The sequence below is a fragment of the Agromyces flavus genome, assembly GCF_900104685.1.
In the GTDB taxonomy this organism is placed as follows: Bacteria; Actinomycetota; Actinomycetes; order Actinomycetales; family Microbacteriaceae; genus Agromyces; species Agromyces flavus.
Window position 1 is genome coordinate 2,025,226 of record NZ_LT629755.1, and the last position, 15,484, is coordinate 2,040,709.

At 70.8% G+C, this 15,484-nt stretch carries 14 protein-coding genes and 1 tRNA gene; 5 read left to right on the forward strand and 10 right to left on the reverse strand.

What is annotated here, in order from left to right; translation table 11 throughout:
* Positions 1 to 44: 44 nt before the first annotated feature.
* Positions 45 to 527: a RidA family protein gene (locus BLT99_RS09520; RefSeq protein WP_092671502.1), complete on the reverse strand. Its 483-nt coding sequence runs from the start codon at positions 525 to 527 to the stop codon at positions 45 to 47.
* A complete protein-coding gene (locus BLT99_RS09525) occupies positions 527 to 754 on the reverse strand; it encodes a hypothetical protein (protein WP_092676002.1) in 228 nt (75 codons plus the stop codon). Before BLT99_RS09525 ends, BLT99_RS09520 begins: the two co-directional genes overlap by 1 nt.
* A 125-nt stretch (positions 755 to 879) precedes the next feature.
* On the opposite strand from BLT99_RS09525, the gene BLT99_RS09530 reads away from it, so the two are divergent.
* The 3 genes from BLT99_RS09530 to BLT99_RS09540 all read left to right on the forward strand — a co-directional run bounded on the left by BLT99_RS09530 (position 880) and on the right by BLT99_RS09540 (position 4,593).
* Positions 880 to 3,465 (forward strand): transglycosylase domain-containing protein, encoded by a 2,586-nt coding sequence (locus BLT99_RS09530; RefSeq protein ID WP_229724727.1) that lies wholly within the window; start codon positions 880 to 882, stop codon positions 3,463 to 3,465.
* A complete protein-coding gene (locus BLT99_RS09535; protein ID WP_092671507.1) occupies positions 3,465 to 4,481 on the forward strand; it encodes a metallophosphoesterase in 1,017 nt (338 codons plus the stop codon). Before BLT99_RS09530 ends, BLT99_RS09535 begins: the two co-directional genes overlap by 1 nt.
* A gap of 35 nt (positions 4,482 to 4,516) precedes the next feature.
* Positions 4,517 to 4,593 (forward strand) — tRNA-Pro (locus BLT99_RS09540).
* 21 nt (positions 4,594 to 4,614) lie between these two features.
* Here BLT99_RS09540 and BLT99_RS18250 read toward each other — a convergent pair.
* Positions 4,615 to 5,034, reverse strand: a complete 420-nt coding sequence (locus tag BLT99_RS18250) for a hypothetical protein (RefSeq protein WP_331712604.1) — start codon at positions 5,032 to 5,034, stop codon at positions 4,615 to 4,617.
* 590 nt (positions 5,035 to 5,624) lie between these two features.
* On the opposite strand from BLT99_RS18250, the gene BLT99_RS09550 reads away from it, so the two are divergent.
* Entirely contained in the window at positions 5,625 to 6,164 is a 540-nt protein-coding gene (locus BLT99_RS09550; RefSeq protein WP_092671510.1) for a VanZ family protein, read from the forward strand.
* A gap of 2 nt (positions 6,165 to 6,166) precedes the next feature.
* On the opposite strand, the gene BLT99_RS09555 is transcribed toward BLT99_RS09550, so the two are convergent.
* The 3 genes from BLT99_RS09555 to BLT99_RS09565 all read right to left on the reverse strand — a co-directional run bounded on the left by BLT99_RS09555 (position 6,167) and on the right by BLT99_RS09565 (position 9,663).
* Positions 6,167 to 7,297, reverse strand: a complete 1,131-nt coding sequence (locus tag BLT99_RS09555; RefSeq protein ID WP_166670885.1) for a heparan-alpha-glucosaminide N-acetyltransferase domain-containing protein — start codon at positions 7,295 to 7,297, stop codon at positions 6,167 to 6,169.
* 72 nt (positions 7,298 to 7,369) lie between these two features.
* Positions 7,370 to 8,929: a glycosyltransferase 87 family protein gene (locus BLT99_RS09560; RefSeq protein WP_092671516.1), complete on the reverse strand. Its 1,560-nt coding sequence runs from the start codon at positions 8,927 to 8,929 to the stop codon at positions 7,370 to 7,372.
* Entirely contained in the window at positions 8,926 to 9,663 is a 738-nt protein-coding gene (locus tag BLT99_RS09565; protein WP_092676005.1) for a glycosyltransferase family 2 protein, read from the reverse strand. Before BLT99_RS09565 ends, BLT99_RS09560 begins: the two co-directional genes overlap by 4 nt.
* Positions 9,664 to 9,750: 87 nt before the next feature.
* On the opposite strand from BLT99_RS09565, the gene BLT99_RS17590 reads away from it, so the two are divergent.
* Complete coding sequence (locus BLT99_RS17590; RefSeq protein WP_157674970.1) at positions 9,751 to 10,227, forward strand: GtrA family protein; 477 nt, start codon at positions 9,751 to 9,753, stop codon at positions 10,225 to 10,227.
* 94 nt (positions 10,228 to 10,321) lie between these two features.
* On the opposite strand, the gene BLT99_RS09575 is transcribed toward BLT99_RS17590, so the two are convergent.
* From BLT99_RS09575 to rfbA, 4 genes are read right to left on the reverse strand one after another with little or no spacing between them, the layout of a single operon-like run.
* Positions 10,322 to 12,133, reverse strand: coding sequence for a DUF4012 domain-containing protein (locus tag BLT99_RS09575; protein WP_092671522.1), 1,812 nt, complete (start codon positions 12,131 to 12,133; stop codon positions 10,322 to 10,324).
* Between the two features lie 32 nt (positions 12,134 to 12,165).
* Complete coding sequence (locus tag BLT99_RS09580; protein WP_092671525.1) at positions 12,166 to 13,590, reverse strand: sugar nucleotide-binding protein; 1,425 nt, start codon at positions 13,588 to 13,590, stop codon at positions 12,166 to 12,168.
* Entirely contained in the window at positions 13,587 to 14,597 is a 1,011-nt protein-coding gene (rfbB, locus tag BLT99_RS09585) for a dTDP-glucose 4,6-dehydratase (RefSeq protein WP_092671527.1), read from the reverse strand. The genes BLT99_RS09580 and rfbB overlap by 4 nt, the downstream gene beginning before the upstream one ends.
* On the reverse strand, positions 14,594 to 15,469 hold the full coding sequence (gene rfbA / locus BLT99_RS09590) for a glucose-1-phosphate thymidylyltransferase RfbA (protein WP_092671530.1): 876 nt from the start codon (positions 15,467 to 15,469) through the stop codon (positions 14,594 to 14,596). Before rfbA ends, rfbB begins: the two co-directional genes overlap by 4 nt.
* Between the last annotated feature and the right edge of the window lie 15 nt (positions 15,470 to 15,484).

The following is a 15,484-nucleotide window of genomic DNA, read 5'->3' on the forward strand; positions in this document are numbered from 1 at the left end:
CGAGCGTCCGGCGCGAGCGCGATGCGCGCCGCGCGAGCGAGGCGTTACGCGAACTCGACGATGAGCTCGACCTCGACCGGCGCGTCGAGCGGCAGGACCGCGACGCCGACGGCCGAGCGCGCATGCTTGCCGGCGTCGCCGAAGACCTCGCCGATCAGCTCGGACGCGCCGTTCACGACCCCCGGCTGGCCGGTGAAGGCCGGATCGGAGGCCACGAAGCCGACGAGCTTCACCACTCGGACCACGCGATCGAGCGAGCCGAGCTCGGCCCGCACGGCCGCAAGCGCATTGAGCGCGCAGAGGCGCGCATAGTCCTTCGCGTCGTCGGCGGGCACGAGGCCGTGGCCGTCGCCCACCTTGCCGGTCGCGGGCATGGCGCCGGAGACGAAGGGCAGCTGGCCCGAGGTGTAGATCAGCGAGCCCGTGGTGACGGCGGGGACGTACGCAGCGACCGGCGCCGCGACATCCGGCAGCTCGATGCCGAGCTCGGCGAGGCGCGCCTCAGCCGATGCCGACCCGGAAGCCATCAGGCCTCGCCCTCGAACTGCTTCGCGGCCTGCGCGGCCGCAGCGGCGCCGGCGGATGCCGCAGCCGAGCTCTCGCCGCCCACGGGACGCTTGAGGTACGCGACGAGCCCGCCCTCGGGACCCTGCACGACCTGAACGAGCTCCCAGCCCTCGGAGCCCCAGTTGTTGAGGATCGCGGCCGTGTTGTGGATGAGCAGCGGGGTGGTGATGTACTCCCAGGCGGGCATGGACGCTCCTTCGGACCGGCTGATCGGAGCGAGTCGGCGGGCGCGGAGCACCGCGGCACGCTCGTGCACAGCGTGTTTTGCCAGCCTTCTCGGTTAAGCTCCACTATATGTCTGCCCAAAAACCCTTGAGTGACACCGCCTCTGGCGTGCTCGGCTTCGTCGGAATGAGTGCGCTCGCCGGCATCCTGGTGACCGCCGCGGTGACCCCCGCACTCGCGGTGACGGGCATGGCCGCGAACAACGGCATCACCATGTTCGAGAACCTGCCCGGGTACCTCGAGATCGACGAGCTCGCCGAGAAGTCCACCGTCTACGCGATGGTCGACGGCGTGCCGTCCGCGATGGCCTCGTTCTTCGACGAGAACCGCGAGGAGGTGGCGTGGGACTACATCTCGCAGTACCTCAAGGACGCCGCGGTCGCGGGTGAGGACCCCCGGTTCTACGACCACGGCGGCGTCGACATCCAGGGCACCGTCCGCGGTGCCCTGAAGACGGTCATCGGCGGCGACACCCAGGGTGGATCCTCGATCACGCAGCAGTACGTCAAGAACGTGCTCATCAACAACGGCGTGTCCGAGGCGCAGACCGAGGAGGAGAAGCAGGCCGCGTACGAGGACGCGACCGAGGTGAGCGCCGAGCGCAAGCTCAAGGAGATCCGCTACGCCATCACCCTCGAGAAGAAGTACTCGAAGGACGAGATCCTCCAGGGCTACCTGAACATCGCGCACTTCGGCGGACGCGTGTACGGCGTCCAGGCCGCCGCCCAGTACTACTTCGCGACGAACGCCCGCGACCTGACGCTCGCGCAGGCGGCGAGCCTCATCGCGATCGTGAACCACCCGGAGAAGTTCCGCCTCGACTACCCCGAGAGCGAGGAGAACGGCGCCGCCTCGGTGGATGCCGCCGGCAACGCGGTCCCCTACGCGGCCAACAAGGAACGTCGTGACTACATCCTGGGCGAGATGCTCAAGGAGAAGAAGATCACGCAGGAGGAGCACGACGCGGCGGTCGCCGAACCCGTCACTCCCGCCATCACGCAGCCGAGCACGGGGTGCTCGTCGGCGAAGGGGCACGCGTTCTTCTGCGACTACGTGTCGTGGGAGATCAAGAACAAGTTCGACGACCCGGACACGCCCGATGTCAACGAGGGCCGCGAGCTCCTGCAGAAGGGCGGCCTCGACATCTACACGACGCTCGACCTCGGCCTGCAGAACGAGGCGATCAACGCGATCAACGAGAACGTGCCGAAGGTCGCCGAGGGCGTCGACATCGGCAGCACCGTCGTGAGCGTCGAGGTCGGGACCGGCCGGATCCTCGCGATGGCCCAGAACAAGGACTACTCGAACGATCCCGACGTGCTCGCCAGTGGAGCCAACTACACCGCGGTGAACTACAACGCCGACATCGACTACGGCGGCTCGAGCGGCTTCCAGCCCGGGTCGACGTACAAGGTCTTCACGCTCGCCGAATGGCTGAAGGAAGGCCACTCGCTGAACGAGTCCGTCGACGCGCGCCGACGCGACAACTGGGGCCAGTTCAACAACAGCTGCGAAGGCACCATGAGCGGCGACGGCTGGAACCCCAAGAACGATGGCGGTGAAGGCGGCGGCTACTGGAGCGCCGTGCAGAACACCGTGAACTCGTACAACACCGGCTTCGTCGCGATGGCCAAGCAACTCGACCTGTGCGGTATCGCGAAGACGGCCGAGGCGCTCGGCGTGCACCGCGCCGACTACGACCCGCTCTCGCAGTTCCCGTCGGCCGTCCTCGGCACCAACGAGGTCGCGCCGCTCTCGATGGCCACGGCGTTCGCCGGGATCGCCGGGAACGGCACCGCCTGCACGCCGATCGCGATCGACCGCATCGTGAACGCGAAGGGCGAGGAGGTCGCCCCGCCCAAGAGCGAGTGCACGCAGGCGCTCACGCCCGAGGTCGCGAACGCCACCGCGTACGCCATGCAGCGCGTCATGAGCGACGGCACAGGCAGCACCTCGAGCGGACGCACCGACCCGTGGGTCCCGATGATCGGCAAGACCGGAACCACCGACAACGCCGAGGCCACATGGATGAGCGGCGCGTCGACCAAGGTCGCCACGGTCGTGGGCGTGTTCAACGTCACGGGCCACGTGAACCTGCGCGACACCTACTTCGACGCCGGCGAGGCGGCCACGCTCCGTCACCGGATCTGGCCGCGCGTCATGTCGTACGCCAACGCCACGTACGGCGGCGGCGAGTTCCCGCAGGTGAAGGACTCGTTCCTGAACGCTCCGCAGGTCTCGGTTCCCGACGTCATCGGCCTCTCGCCCGAGGCGGCGCAGCAGGCGCTCGAATCGGCCGGCTTCGGCTGGTCCATGGACGGCGAGGTCGATTCCAGCCAGCCCAAGGGCACGATCGGCGCCCAGAACCCGTCGGGCACGGCGAGCCGCGGTGCGGTCATCTCTCTGCAGGTCAGCCGCGGCAACGGCGTCACGGTTCCGGATGTCGGCGGCATGAGCCAGGACGAAGCCGAGAACGCCCTGAAGAGCGCAGGCTTCAAGGTCGACCGCACGGAACAGGACGTGCTCGATCCCACGCAGGACGGCATCGTCATCGGTCAGTCGCCGGCGGCCGGCTCCGCCGCGAAGTCGGGTGACCGGGTCACGATCACGGTCGGGAAGCTCGCAGCTCCCGGCGGTGGCGGCGACGGCGGAACGCCGCCCGGTAACGACTAGTGCCCGGAGGCTTCGCCAGGGCCGCGACGCGGGTCGCTTCGGCGATCGGCGTCGCGGCCGCGGCCGCCGGCGTGTGGGGTTCGCTCATCGAGCGGACCCGGTGGACCCTGCGGCGGGTCGAGGTGCCGGTCCTGCCTCCGGGCTCGCAGCCGGTCCGCGTGCTCCATGTGTCCGACCTGCACATGGCCCCGTGGCAGCGGTCGAAGCAGGACTGGGTGGCCGGCCTGGCCGCCCTTCACCCCGATCTCGTCGTGAACACCGGCGACAACCTCGGCCACGTGCGTGGGCTCGAGGGCATCCGACGCGCGTTCGCGCCCTTCGCGGGTATCCCGGGGGTCTTCGTCAACGGATCGAACGATTACTTCGGCCCCGTGCTGAAGAACCCCTTCTCGTACTTCGGGGGTCCGTCGGTCAACCTCGCCCGCGCCGCGCAACTCGATATCGACGCCCTGCACGGGTTCTTCGGCGAGCTCGGGTGGGCCGATATCGACAACCGCGCCACGAGCCTCGACGTGCGCGGCACGCACTTCGAGTTCTTCGGCGTCGACGACCCGCACAAGGGCTACGACCGCCTCGACCTGATCACCGCCGCGATCGACGACCTGCGGTCCGACGACCCCCTCGGCGACGATGTCTGGCCCGACCCGGCCACGGTGCCGCACCCGCGCCCGACCGTCACGGTCGGCGTCACGCACGCGCCGTATCAGCGCGTGCTGAACTCGTTCGTGACGCACGGTGCGCAGCTCATGCTCGCCGGCCACACGCACGGCGGCCAGGTGTGCGTGCCCGGGTACGGGGCGCTCGTCACCAACTGCGACATCCCCCGAACCCAGGTGAAGGGCCTCTCGCTCTGGCGCCATGGGCTGCGCTCGGCATACCTCCACGTCTCGGCGGGATTGGGCACGTCGATCTACGCCCCCATCCGGTTCGCGTGCCCGCCCGAGGCGACCTTGTTGACCCTGACGGCCGCTCGTGCGACGCGCACGACGACGGGACGCGTGGTCGGGGCCGCCTGAAATATCGGCTATCCTTGTGGAGGCCCTCGGGCCACCGGGGTGTGGCGCAGCTTGGTAGCGCGCTTCGTTCGGGACGAAGAGGTCGCAGGTTCAAATCCTGTCACCCCGACCATGTGATGTGTCGGGACATCGTTTACAGATGTTCCGGGACATCGTTGACATGAAGCCCCTCCTTCGGGAGGGGCTTCTGTCGTTTCCGGGGTTGGTAGTCGCGGCCGGGATCGATGATGTGTTCGGCGAGGAGTTCGCCGGTGTGCCTGGCGGTGACGAGGGTTTGCGGTCCGTTCATGAGCAGGATGACGGGGGTGCCGGCGTGGGCGCGGCCGATGCCGAGGTGTCGGAGTCGGCCGGCGTAGCGGATGGTGATCGTGCCGACGTTGTCGACGGTGTCGTAGCGGACCCGCCAGTGCTCGTCGCCGTGGCGGAGTCGGGGTTCGGCTTTCGGGAGCGACCGGTACGCCTCGCCGGGGGTGCTTCGGTTGATCGCGCGATGCGGGCGGTGCTCGTTGTACAGCTCCTGGAAGTGCTCGAGCTGCTGGTTCAGGGCTTGGATCGTGTCGGCGGGCGGTTGCCGTCGGACCGCGGCCGTTTCTGCGGTTGCGGGATCACGACGCCCTCAGCGCGCAGGATCCGCCAGATCGTGGACACGCTCGGGGCCTTCTCACCGGCGCGAGTCAGCCGATCGCGGATCGACTCGGCGCCGCCATCGAGCCCGGCGCCGGCCAGTTCGGTTCGAAGCGTCAGGATCCGCTGCCGCATGCCTTCGGTGGTGCGCGTCGGTGATCGCCGTGGCTTGCGGGAGCGTGGCTCGAGCGCGTCGTCGCCGCCTTCCCGGTACCGGTTCGCTAGCGTGCTCGCCCATTGCCGGCTGATCCCGAACCGTGCGGCGGCGTCCGCGGCGGTCAAGCCGCCGTCGACGATGGCGTGGGCGATGACACGATTCCGGTTCCCTCTCGACATGCCCCATCGTCGAGCCCGTCAACGATGTCCCGACACATCCACGCTGTCGTCGATGTCCCGACACACCCGTCAACGATGTCCTGAAACCACACACTGTCACCCCGACCATGTGACGGCCCCTCCTTCGGGAGGGGCCGTCGTCGTCTCCGCCGGTACGGCGGTGAACGCGGCTACGCTGAATCGATGACCTCGGACCGCTCGGAGCGCCGGCTCGCGGCATCCGTCCGCCTCGCCGGGCGTGCGCCCGCGCCGGCGCAACGAGTCGGTCTCCCCCGCGCCTGGGTCGCCGTGGTGAGCGTGCTCTACTCGATCGGCCTCGGGATGGTGCTGTTCTGGCCGGTGCACGTCGACGGCGAGGGCGGCCTGATCGATCCCGGTTGGCTGCTCGGCCTGCTCGGGTCCTGGGGCTTGTCGGCGGCGGTGCGCTACCCGCTCGTCGAGTCGGCCGGGAACGCGTTGATGTTCCTCCCGCTCGGGGCGCTGTGGATCGCCTGGGTTCGGCGGCCGCGCTGGCGCAGCGTCGTCGTCGCGATGGCGATCGCGTTGGCCGTGAGCCTCGCGGCCGAGATCGTGCAGGCCAGGTACCTCCCGGCACGCACGTTCGACCCGCGCGACCTGGTCGCGAACACGATCGGTGCGGGCACGGGCGCGGCCGTCGCCCTCGTGGCCGTGCGGTCCTGGTTCCGGCCGAGCGGCCCGGTCTTGCGGGATCCCGTGCGCTGAGTTCAGCCTGCGTCGGCCCGGCGTTCGCCGTCGGATGGCGCGACCCGCGACCGCCCGCTCGCCCAGCGCAGCAGCATCTCGAGCGGTCCCCGCCCGACGAAGCGCTGCCAGACCCAGGCGAAGACCATCGACCCGACGATGAGCCCGACGGTCAGCGGCCACGAGTCGTCCGTCACCCGGCCGTCCTCGGTGCGCTTGGACATCGAGATCACGACGAGGTGCGCCGTGTAGATTGTCAGCGGCATGGCGCCCATTGCGATGATGGGAGCGAGGGCGGTGCGCGCGACGCGGCGGACCGCCGGCCGTGCGAGCGCGGTCAGCGCGACGACCGCGGCGACCACCACGACGCCCACCGCGGTGTTGCCCAGCGTCTCGAGCGACGCGCGCACGGGTGCCGCCCATGCGACGGTGGGCGAATCGATCGCCGCCTCGCCGGGATCGGGCAGCAGCCGGGCGAGCGGCAGGGTGATGCACGCGACCGCCGCGCCGGCGAGCGCGGCTCGGTGCACCACGCCCGGCGAACCGACGCCGGCGCGAGCCATCCCGAGCCCGATGAGCATCACGGGGACCCAGATGATCACCGGGTAGGCGCCCACCACGAACCACGTGACGAGCAGCCCGACCGGACTGTCGGCGAGCTCGACGGTCTGCGGGTCGCGCTCGGCGATCGCGGCGATGGCCGGCGTCATGGTCAGGAGCACCGCGCCGAGGACGATCGCCACGCGCGCCGGCAGGAAGAGCATCGGCAGCATCACCAGGAAGGCGACGCCGTACACGTCGAGGATCACGAACACGAGCGGCCGCAGGGCCACGACGACGAACACGCCGAGCGCGATGAGGAGCACGGCCCGGATCGCGATCTGCCGGCGGAGCACGCCGCGCTCGACCCGGTCGGCCACCGGTCGCACGGCGCCCGAGATGAGACCGAGCCCGATACCCGCGGTCAGGGCGAAGAGCAGCCGCGGACGCTCGTCGGCCAACGCGATCAGCTCGTTGGCGCCGACGCTCGACGCCATGGGTGCGACGTGCGCCACGAACATCCCGATCAGCGCGATGCCGCGCGCGGCGTCGACGCCGTCGATGCGGACGGCCGGGCGCGTCGACGCCGTGGTCCGAGATGCGGCGGCCGTCATGGTGCCACTCTCGCACGGATGCCGGCGTGCTGCGCGGGCTTCCGTCCGCGGCATCCGGTCGCTGCTTCGCGGTCAGCGGGCGGCGATGCAGACCAGGTACTGCCCCGACTCGAGTTCCACCTCGCAGCGCGGCGGTGCCTCACCGCGCCAGATCCGCGGGTCGTCGGCGGTCACCTCGACCGCGTCCGTGAGGCCGACGTGCGCCCCGGCGAGGACGCCGATGCTCACGGCCGGGCCCCAGAGCACCGCGAGGCGGTCGTAGCCCAGCTCCGCGATGTCGCGCGCGGCCTCACGTTGGGCGGAGAGCGTCTCGCCCGGAGGGAACACGTGGTCGCCGACGGCGCCCACGCGGCCGGCGATCGACCACGCCAGCGCGATGACGCCGATCGCCGCGACCCCGCCGATGCACGCGCGCCGCCATCGGGCGGCCGCCGACGACCAGGCGATGCGCGCGGCGGGCACCAGTGCCGCGACGAGCACGGGAACGAACGCGAAGACGGCGGGGGCCGGATGCCGCACCCACGCCGGCGTGTGGCGGGAGACCAGCCACCACGCGAGGTAGGTCGCGAGCCCCAGCGCGGCGGCGAGGAGCACGGCGCGGAACTCGGCCGCGTCGGTGCGGCTGCCACCGGATGTCGCGAGCTTCTCGGGATCGCGGGCGATCCGGCGCAACGCGACGACGAGCACCACGGCTCCGCCCGCGACCACGAGCACCGCGACCACGCCCACGACGACCGCGGGGAGGTTCCACGAGCCCAGCAGGGTGCCGAGCTTGTCGAGTGGCGAGACCGCATAGCCGCGCTGACCGCCGGAACGGAGGAACCAGGTGAAATCGCGCAGGTTCTGCACGTACCCCGCGGTGCCCAGCGAGACGAGCTTCGCCGCCTCGAAGAGGAGGGTCGGCACCGCGGCGGCGAGCGCCGCCCAGACCACGTTCACGATGTTGCCGCGGGCGCGTCGGAGGATCGGCCCCGCCCCGTCGAGCAGGACGGCGATCGTGAGCGCCGGCACCGCGAGGAGGGCGATGAACTTCACCTGGATGGCGAGTCCGAGCATGAGGCCGGCGAGCCAGGGCCGGCGGTGCAGGAACAGCAGCGCCGCCACGAGGAATGCGGCTGCGGTCACCTCGCCGAGCACGTCGACGGGCGTCTGGATGGGCGAGGGCATCGCTGCCGTCTCGAACGCGAGCGGGACCGCGACGGCGACCAGCGCCGCCCAGCGGCCGCCCAGCCTCCGCCCGACGAGCGCGAGTGCGACGAGCAGTCCGACGTAACCGACCGTCGCGATCGCACGTCCGGCGAACACGGGATCGACCCCGATGCCGATGAGGCCCGCGATGGGCAGCAGCATGACCGGGCCCGTCGAGATGCGGATGTCGAACGGGGCGAGCTCGCTGCCCGACAGGGTGCCGTCGCTGGTGTATCCGAGTCCGCGGACCAGATTGAGCGGCACGCTGAGGTTGAACGCCTCGTCCTCCCAGAGCCGCACCGTGGCGATGCCGGGGATGATCACCGCGAGGTTCGCCGCGACGACTGCGACGGCCAGGACCCACCAGGCGACGTCGACGAGCACGCGCCGGGCGTCGGAGCGCGCGTGGGCCTCACCCGACGGCGCGCCGACCGACGTGGTCACCGCCCGGCTCCCGGGCGGAGCGACACCTGCCACAGCTCGCCCGCGGCTGCGGTCGCGAACCGCCGGAGGCGCTTGGGCGGGAGCTTCGGAGGCCGCTCGACTCCCCACATGGTGCCGGTCTGGTTCGATCCGCGGCGAGGGATGCTCGCGACCTCGACGTAGCGCACACGGAACCCGAGTCGGGCCTCGGCGAGTGAGAAGTGCACATGCGGCACGAGCGCGTCGGCCGGGATGCGACCGAGCAACTGCGCGAGCCGTTCGGGGCGATACGACCGGAGCGGAGTGTTGACGTCGGGAATGCGCCGGCCGGCGGCGAGTGCCACGACCGTGCCGACCGCCGCGGTGAGCACGCGCCGGAACCACGGATCGTGGCGGCCGCGCCGCACGCCGTGCACCACGTCGGCACCGGTGGACACGGCAGCCCGCACCACGCGGGCGAGGTCGGCGCCGTGGAACTGCCCGTCGCCGTCGACGTGGAGGATCAGGTCGGGTGCGAGGTCGAGCCCGGCGCGGTAGGCCGCGAGCGCGGTGGGGCCGTGGCCGCGGTTCACCTCGGCGTCGATCGGCACGAGACCAGGCAGGTCGTCGACGAGTTCGCGCAGGATCTCGCCGGTGCCATCCGTCGACCGGTCGTTCACCACGACGAGGCTCAGCCGTCGCGCGAGCGGCGAGAGATGCTCGCTCACCTCTGCCAGGAATCCTGGCAGGCCCTCGGCCTCGTTGTACGCAGGCATGACCACGACGAGATGATCCAGTTGCACACCGCCTCCCGACGACTCGCTGCACGGAAGGGCGCAGGCTCGCGTAGTAGCGTAGTGCAGATGTCACAGCACGCTCGATGGCGCCGGATCGCGGGGCTCGGCGCACGGTTCCTCACCGTGGGCGCCGTCAGCACGCTCATCGAGATCGTGGTCTTCAACCTGCTCTACCTCGTGCTCGGCGTCGACCTCGTGGCCTCGAAGATCATCGCGTCGCTGGTCGCCCTCGTGAACGCCTACCTCGGGAACCGCGAGTGGACGTTCCGCGACCGCGGCGGCCACAGCCGCGCGATGGAGATCACGCTCTTCGTCATCGTCAATGCGGCGTGCACGGCGCTCGGCGCGCTGATCGTCTGGGTGGGCGTGCTCGGGGCCTCTGCGCTGCTCGGCCGCGAGGCCGGCCCGTTCGCCGTGAACCTGGTCAACCTCGCGAGCATCGTCGTCGTCGTGATGCTGCGGTTCCTGCTGTACCACTACGTCGTGTTCCGCGGAGTGCGCAAGCCGAAGGCCGCGCAGCCCGAACCGACGCGAACACCGTAGGGAGGCGGGCCCTGCAGCAGGCCCGCGCGCCGAGACGGCGCGCGCCGAGCCGAGCCGCCTGCCGAGCCGCGCAGCCGCGTCGTGCCGACTGGGCTCAGCCCGCCGCGACGCAGCCCGGCGCGTCGATCGTCACGTTCGCCGGCCGCACGAGTGGCGTGTGCCAGACCTCGAGGGGACCGTAGGCCCCGTCGGCCGTGCCGCTGAACACGGCGGTCACGGAATGGGCGGAACCCGGCAGGTTGCGCACGTTGATCTTGACCGCAGGCCGGCCGAGATGCGTCAAGGGCGTGACCGCGGCGGGGGCGCCGTCGAGCGTCGCGGACTGGAAGGTCGACCCGACCGGCCCGTACAGGACCACGTCGGACGAGATGTCGCCCTTGGGGAAGTACTTCCCGGTCGCGATGTACTCGGCGAGCCCGTCGACGTCCTCGGGGCGGACCGTCGACGTGAGGGTCGCGGTGGTCGTGAACGTGGGCGCCGTGCCGGAGTCGACGGTGCAGGAGTCGGTGGCGGCGGTGGCGTCGAGCTGGAGGTAGTAGTCCATCTTGCCCTGCGTGACGTCGTTCACGTAGACGCCGACGACGCTCTGCTCGTCGTTGTCGGCGGGAAGGGCGCCGGTGATGCGCGAACCCGCGATGACCTCCGCCTCGGCGGCGTCGGACGGCGCGTACATGAGGCGGCCCTCATCGACCGAACGGGCGAGCGCCTCGACGAGCGCGTCGGTCTCGCCCGAGCCCGACGTGATGACCTTGAACACCGACGCCGCGGCGGCCGCGAAGAACGCATCCTGCGCCTCGGGCTCCTCGTACCGGAAGTAGACGTCGTTGAGGACGGTGCTCGCCGTGTTGTCGGCCGTGAGCTTCTCGCCGGTCGGCAACGTGACCGGACCGGTCGCGCCGAGGAGGTAGCCGAGTGCGACCGGGTCGAACGAGACCACGCCGTCGACCTGGGAGCCGAACGACTCGGCCCAGAACGCCCGGATCAGCTCGGAGGTCTCGGCGAAGTCGGGCGTCAGCGTGACATCCATCATGTAGCGGCCGATCTTGTCGCCGTACAGTGCCTCGGTCTCGGGATCGAGCTCGACGATCGGCGTCGCGCGGCCGTTCTGGAAGTCGCTGCTGGACGCCTGCTGGGCGATGGTGATCTTGCCGTCGGTGACGTTGACGAGCAGCAGCGCGGCCGGGTTGCCGCCGGTGCCGCGCGCCTCGGCGTTGTTCTGGAACAGCAGCAGGTAGTTGCGCGGTCCATCGGCGCCGAGCGCCTTGGGCAGCACCTCGAGCGCCGTGCTCGCGGGGCCGATCATCGGCTCGACCTGCCCGACCGCCTCGTCGAGCTGGCCGATGCCGTCGGCGACGGGCCCGATGAGCTGGTCACGGTCGACCGACGCGAGCTCGGTCGAGACTTCGTCGATCGTGTCGGCGACGCCATCGACCACCTCGGAGAGGTCGGCGAGGGCCACGAGGTCGATCGCCCCGCCTGCGGGCTTCAGCGCGTCGAGGCTGAGCGTCGTGGCAGGCCGGACCACGCCGTCGACGAGCTCGTCGACCGAGGTCGACGCCACGCGGACGGCCGCCAGGTTCGGACCCGCCACCGGGACCCATTCGAAGGCCCGCCAGAGCTGGTCATCGGTGAGCCGCCTGGCCTCGGCCGCGTGCACGGCGAGCTCGTCGACCGTGGCGGTCGCACCGGCCTGATCGCCGGCCAGCACCTGCTCCTGCGCCTTCTTCGCGAGCGGGATGGCCTGCTCGAGCTCGTCCTTGGCGGCGAACCCGCGCTCGGCGATCTGCCAACCGGCGATCCCGACCCCGATGATCGCGAGCAGCAGCACGCCGAGCGTCACGGGCACCCACAGCCGCGCGCTACGCGCCAGCGGCTTCTTCGGTCGGTCGCTCGATCGTGGACTCACGCGACACATCGTATGCGGAGAATCCCGGGAGATCACCGATCACGCCGGAGATGATGCCGAAGCGCGATCTCGGCGGGTTCGGGCTCGAATCCCGTTGCGCGGAGCTTCGACAGGTCGAACTCGCTGTGCGACGGTCTCGGCGCGACCGGGCGGCCTTCCATCGCGATCCCGGCGGCATACGCCGCGGCAGTGGTCGGCGCGACGCGATCGGCGTCGTGGCCGAGCTCCTGGAAGACCGCGCGGGCGAGGTCGAACCACGACAGCACGGGCCCGCCGTTGGAGAGGTGGTAGGTGCCGTAGGGGGCACCGCGATCGAGCAGGTGACGGATGCCACGGGCGAGCTCGTCCGCGAAGGTGGGGCGCCCGGTCTGGTCGGTCACCACGACGGGGTCGATCCCCTCCTCGGCGCAGCGGCGCATCGTGCGGACGAAGTTCGCGCCCTCGCCCACGACCCAGCTCGTCCGCACGAGGTAGTGGCGCGCGACCCCTTGGGCGGCGAGCTCTCCGGCGGCCTTCGAGGCCCCGTACGCGCCGAGCGGCGCGGGCGGTTCATCCTCGCGGTGCGGATGTCTCGTGCCGTCGAACACGTAGTCGGTCGAGACGTGCACGAGTGTGATCCGGCGTCGGCGCGCGACGTCGGCGATCGCCCCGACCGCGGCCGCGTTCACCGCCCAGGCGTCGGCTCGTCCCTCGGCTTCGGCACGATCGACGGCGGTGTACGCGGCGGCGTTGACGATGGTGCCCACGCCCGACCAGTCGTGCTCGCGGATCGCCGCGGCGTCGCGCAGGTCGAGGTCGGTTCGCGTGAGGAACCGCACCGAGCCGTCGGCCTCCCCGGCGTAGGCATCGCGGAGGGCGCGCCCGAGCTGCCCGTCGGCGCCGAGCACGACGGTCTTCAGCGCCGGCACCGGAGGCAACTGGTCGAGCGGCGGATTCGCGCGGTCCTTCTCGGAGACGACGGCCCGATCGAGCGGGATCGGCCACTCGACCGCGAGCCTGGGATCGCCCAGGTCGATCGACGGGTACGCGGCATCCGGCGACCAGTGGTCGTTGACGAGATAGGTGTACACGGTGTCGGGCTCGAGGGTCTGGAACGCGTTCGCGACCCCGCGTGGCACGAACACCGCGACTCCGGGCCCGAGCTCGAGCGTCACCGTGCGTCCGAAGCCGCTCCCCTCGCGCAGGTCGACCCACGCACCGAACGCCCGCCCGCTCGCGACGCCGAGGTACTTGTCCCACGGTTCGGCGTGGAACCCTCGCGTCGTGCCGACGGCCGCGTTGTACGACAGGTTCTGCTGCACCGGGCCGAAGTCGGGCAGCCCGAGCGCGACCATCTTGTCGCGATGCCAGTGCTCCTTGAACCATCCGCGGGAATCCCCGTGGAGGGGCAGGTCGACCGTGAGCAGGCCGGCGATCGGCGTCTCGTGCACCCCGATCGGCGTGCCGCCCCCGCTCACCGACCGAGCTCCGCGTAGCGCGCCTCGGTGTCGTCCTTCTGCGGTGCCCACCAGGACTCGTTGGCGCGGTACCACGCGACCGTGCGGGCGAGGCCGTCGCGGAAGTCCGTGAAGCGCGGCGACCACCCCGTCTCGCGGCGGAGCTTGCTCGCGTCGATCGCGTACCGCAGGTCGTGCCCGGGTCGATCGGGAACGAGATCGTAGGCGTCGCGCGGCTGTCCGAGGAGGTCGAGGAGCTCCTCGACGACGTGGGCGTTGTCGCGTTCGCCGTCGGCACCGATGAGGTACGTCTCGCCGATGCGGCCGCGCCCGAGGATCGCGAGGACCGCGCTCGAGTGGTCCTCGACGTGGATCCAGTCGCGCACGTTCCTGCCGCTGCCGTACAGCTTGGGACGCGCGCCGCGCAGCACGTTGGTGATCTGGCGCGGGATGAACTTCTCGACGTGCTGGTAGGGACCGTAGTTGTTCGAGCACCCGCTGATGGTCGCCCGCAGCCCGTAGCTGCGCACCCATGCGCGCACCAGCAGGTCGGACGCCGCCTTCGTCGACGAGTAGGGGCTCGACGGGCGGTACGCGGTCTCCTCGGTGAATCGGGCGGGGTCGTCGAGCTCGAGGTCGCCGTAGACCTCGTCGGTCGAGATGTGGTGGAAGCGGATGTCGCGACGGCGCGCCGCCTCGATGAGCACGAAGGTGCCCACGACGTTGGTGTCCACGAAGGGCCTCGGACCGGCGAGCGAGTTGTCGTTGTGGGACTCCGCGGCGAAGTGGACGATGGCGTCGGTGGCCGGGTCGAGGTCGGCCACGAGCGCGTCGACGAGCGGCGCATCGGCGATGTCGCCGCGGACGAACCGGAACCGGTCGTCGGGCAGCCCCTCGAGCGAGGCGAGGTTGCCGGCGTAGGTGAGCTTGTCGAGCACCACGACGTCGTGCGTCGTGCGCTCGAGCACGTGGCGCACGAAGTTGGAGCCGATGAACCCGGCGCCGCCGGTCACGAGCAGGGCGCTCATGCGTCCCTCCCCCGTTCGACGAGGCCGAGCAGGTACTCGCCGTACCCCGACTTGCGCAGCTCCTCGGCGCGCGTCCGCAAGTCGTCGTCGCCGAGCCATCCCTGCCGCCAGGCGACCTCTTCGGGCGCCCCGATCTTGAGGCTCTGGCGGCGCTCGATCGTGCGCACGAACTCGGTCGCCTCGGACAGCGAGTCGACGGTGCCGGTGTCGAGCCACGCGGTCCCCCGCGGAAGGACCTCGACGTGCAGGCGTCCCTCGGCGAGGTAGGCGCGGTTCACGTCGGTGATCTCGAGCTCGCCTCGCGCCGAGGGCGTGAGCGAACGAGCGATGGCGACGACGTCGTTGTCGTAGAAGTAGATGCCGGGCACCGCGAAGTCGCTCCGCGGGCGGGCGGGCTTCTCCTCGATCGACGTGGCGCGGCCGCCGCCGTCGAACTCGATCACGCCGTAGGCCGTCGGATCGGAAACCCGGTACGCGAAGACTGCCGCGCCGTCGAGGCCGCGGAAGCGTGACAGCTGCGTGCCCAGCCCCGGCCCGTAGAAGATGTTGTCGCCGAGCACGAGGCAGACCTCATCATCGCCGATGAAGTCGGCGCCGATGACGAATGCCTGCGCCAACCCCTCGGGGGCGGGCTGCTCGGCGTACTGCAGCTCGATGCCGAACCGGGACCCGTCGCCGAGGAGCCGCGAGAACTGCGGCGCGTCGTGGGGCGTCGTGATCAGGAGGATCTCGCGGATGCCCGCCAGCATGAGCGTGCTCAGCGGGTAGTACACCATCGGCTTGTCGTAGATGGGGACGAGCTGCTTGGAGATGCCGAGCGTGATCGGATGCAGCCGCGTACCCGAGCCGCCGGCGAGGATGATGCCCTTCATCGGTTCGATTCTGCC

What these genes read in the sequence shown, in the direction of transcription:
- BLT99_RS09520 (WP_092671502.1), bottom strand. Translation starts at nt 527, where the DNA reads ATGGCTTCCGGGTCGGCATCGGCTGAGGCGCGCCTCGCCGAGCTCGGC.
- BLT99_RS09525 (WP_092676002.1), bottom strand. Translation starts at nt 754, where the DNA reads ATGCCCGCCTGGGAGTACATCACCACCCCGCTGCTCATCCACAACACG.
- BLT99_RS09550 (WP_092671510.1), top strand. Translation starts at nt 5,625, where the DNA reads ATGACCTCGGACCGCTCGGAGCGCCGGCTCGCGGCATCCGTCCGCCTC.
- BLT99_RS09555 (WP_166670885.1), bottom strand. Translation starts at nt 7,297, where the DNA reads ATGACGGCCGCCGCATCTCGGACCACGGCGTCGACGCGCCCGGCCGTC.
- BLT99_RS09565 (WP_092676005.1), bottom strand. Translation starts at nt 9,663, where the DNA reads ATGCCTGCGTACAACGAGGCCGAGGGCCTGCCAGGATTCCTGGCAGAG.
- BLT99_RS17590 (WP_157674970.1), top strand. Translation starts at nt 9,751, where the DNA reads ATGTCACAGCACGCTCGATGGCGCCGGATCGCGGGGCTCGGCGCACGG.
- rfbB (WP_092671527.1), bottom strand. Translation starts at nt 14,597, where the DNA reads ATGAGCGCCCTGCTCGTGACCGGCGGCGCCGGGTTCATCGGCTCCAAC.
- rfbA (WP_092671530.1), bottom strand. Translation starts at nt 15,469, where the DNA reads ATGAAGGGCATCATCCTCGCCGGCGGCTCGGGTACGCGGCTGCATCCG.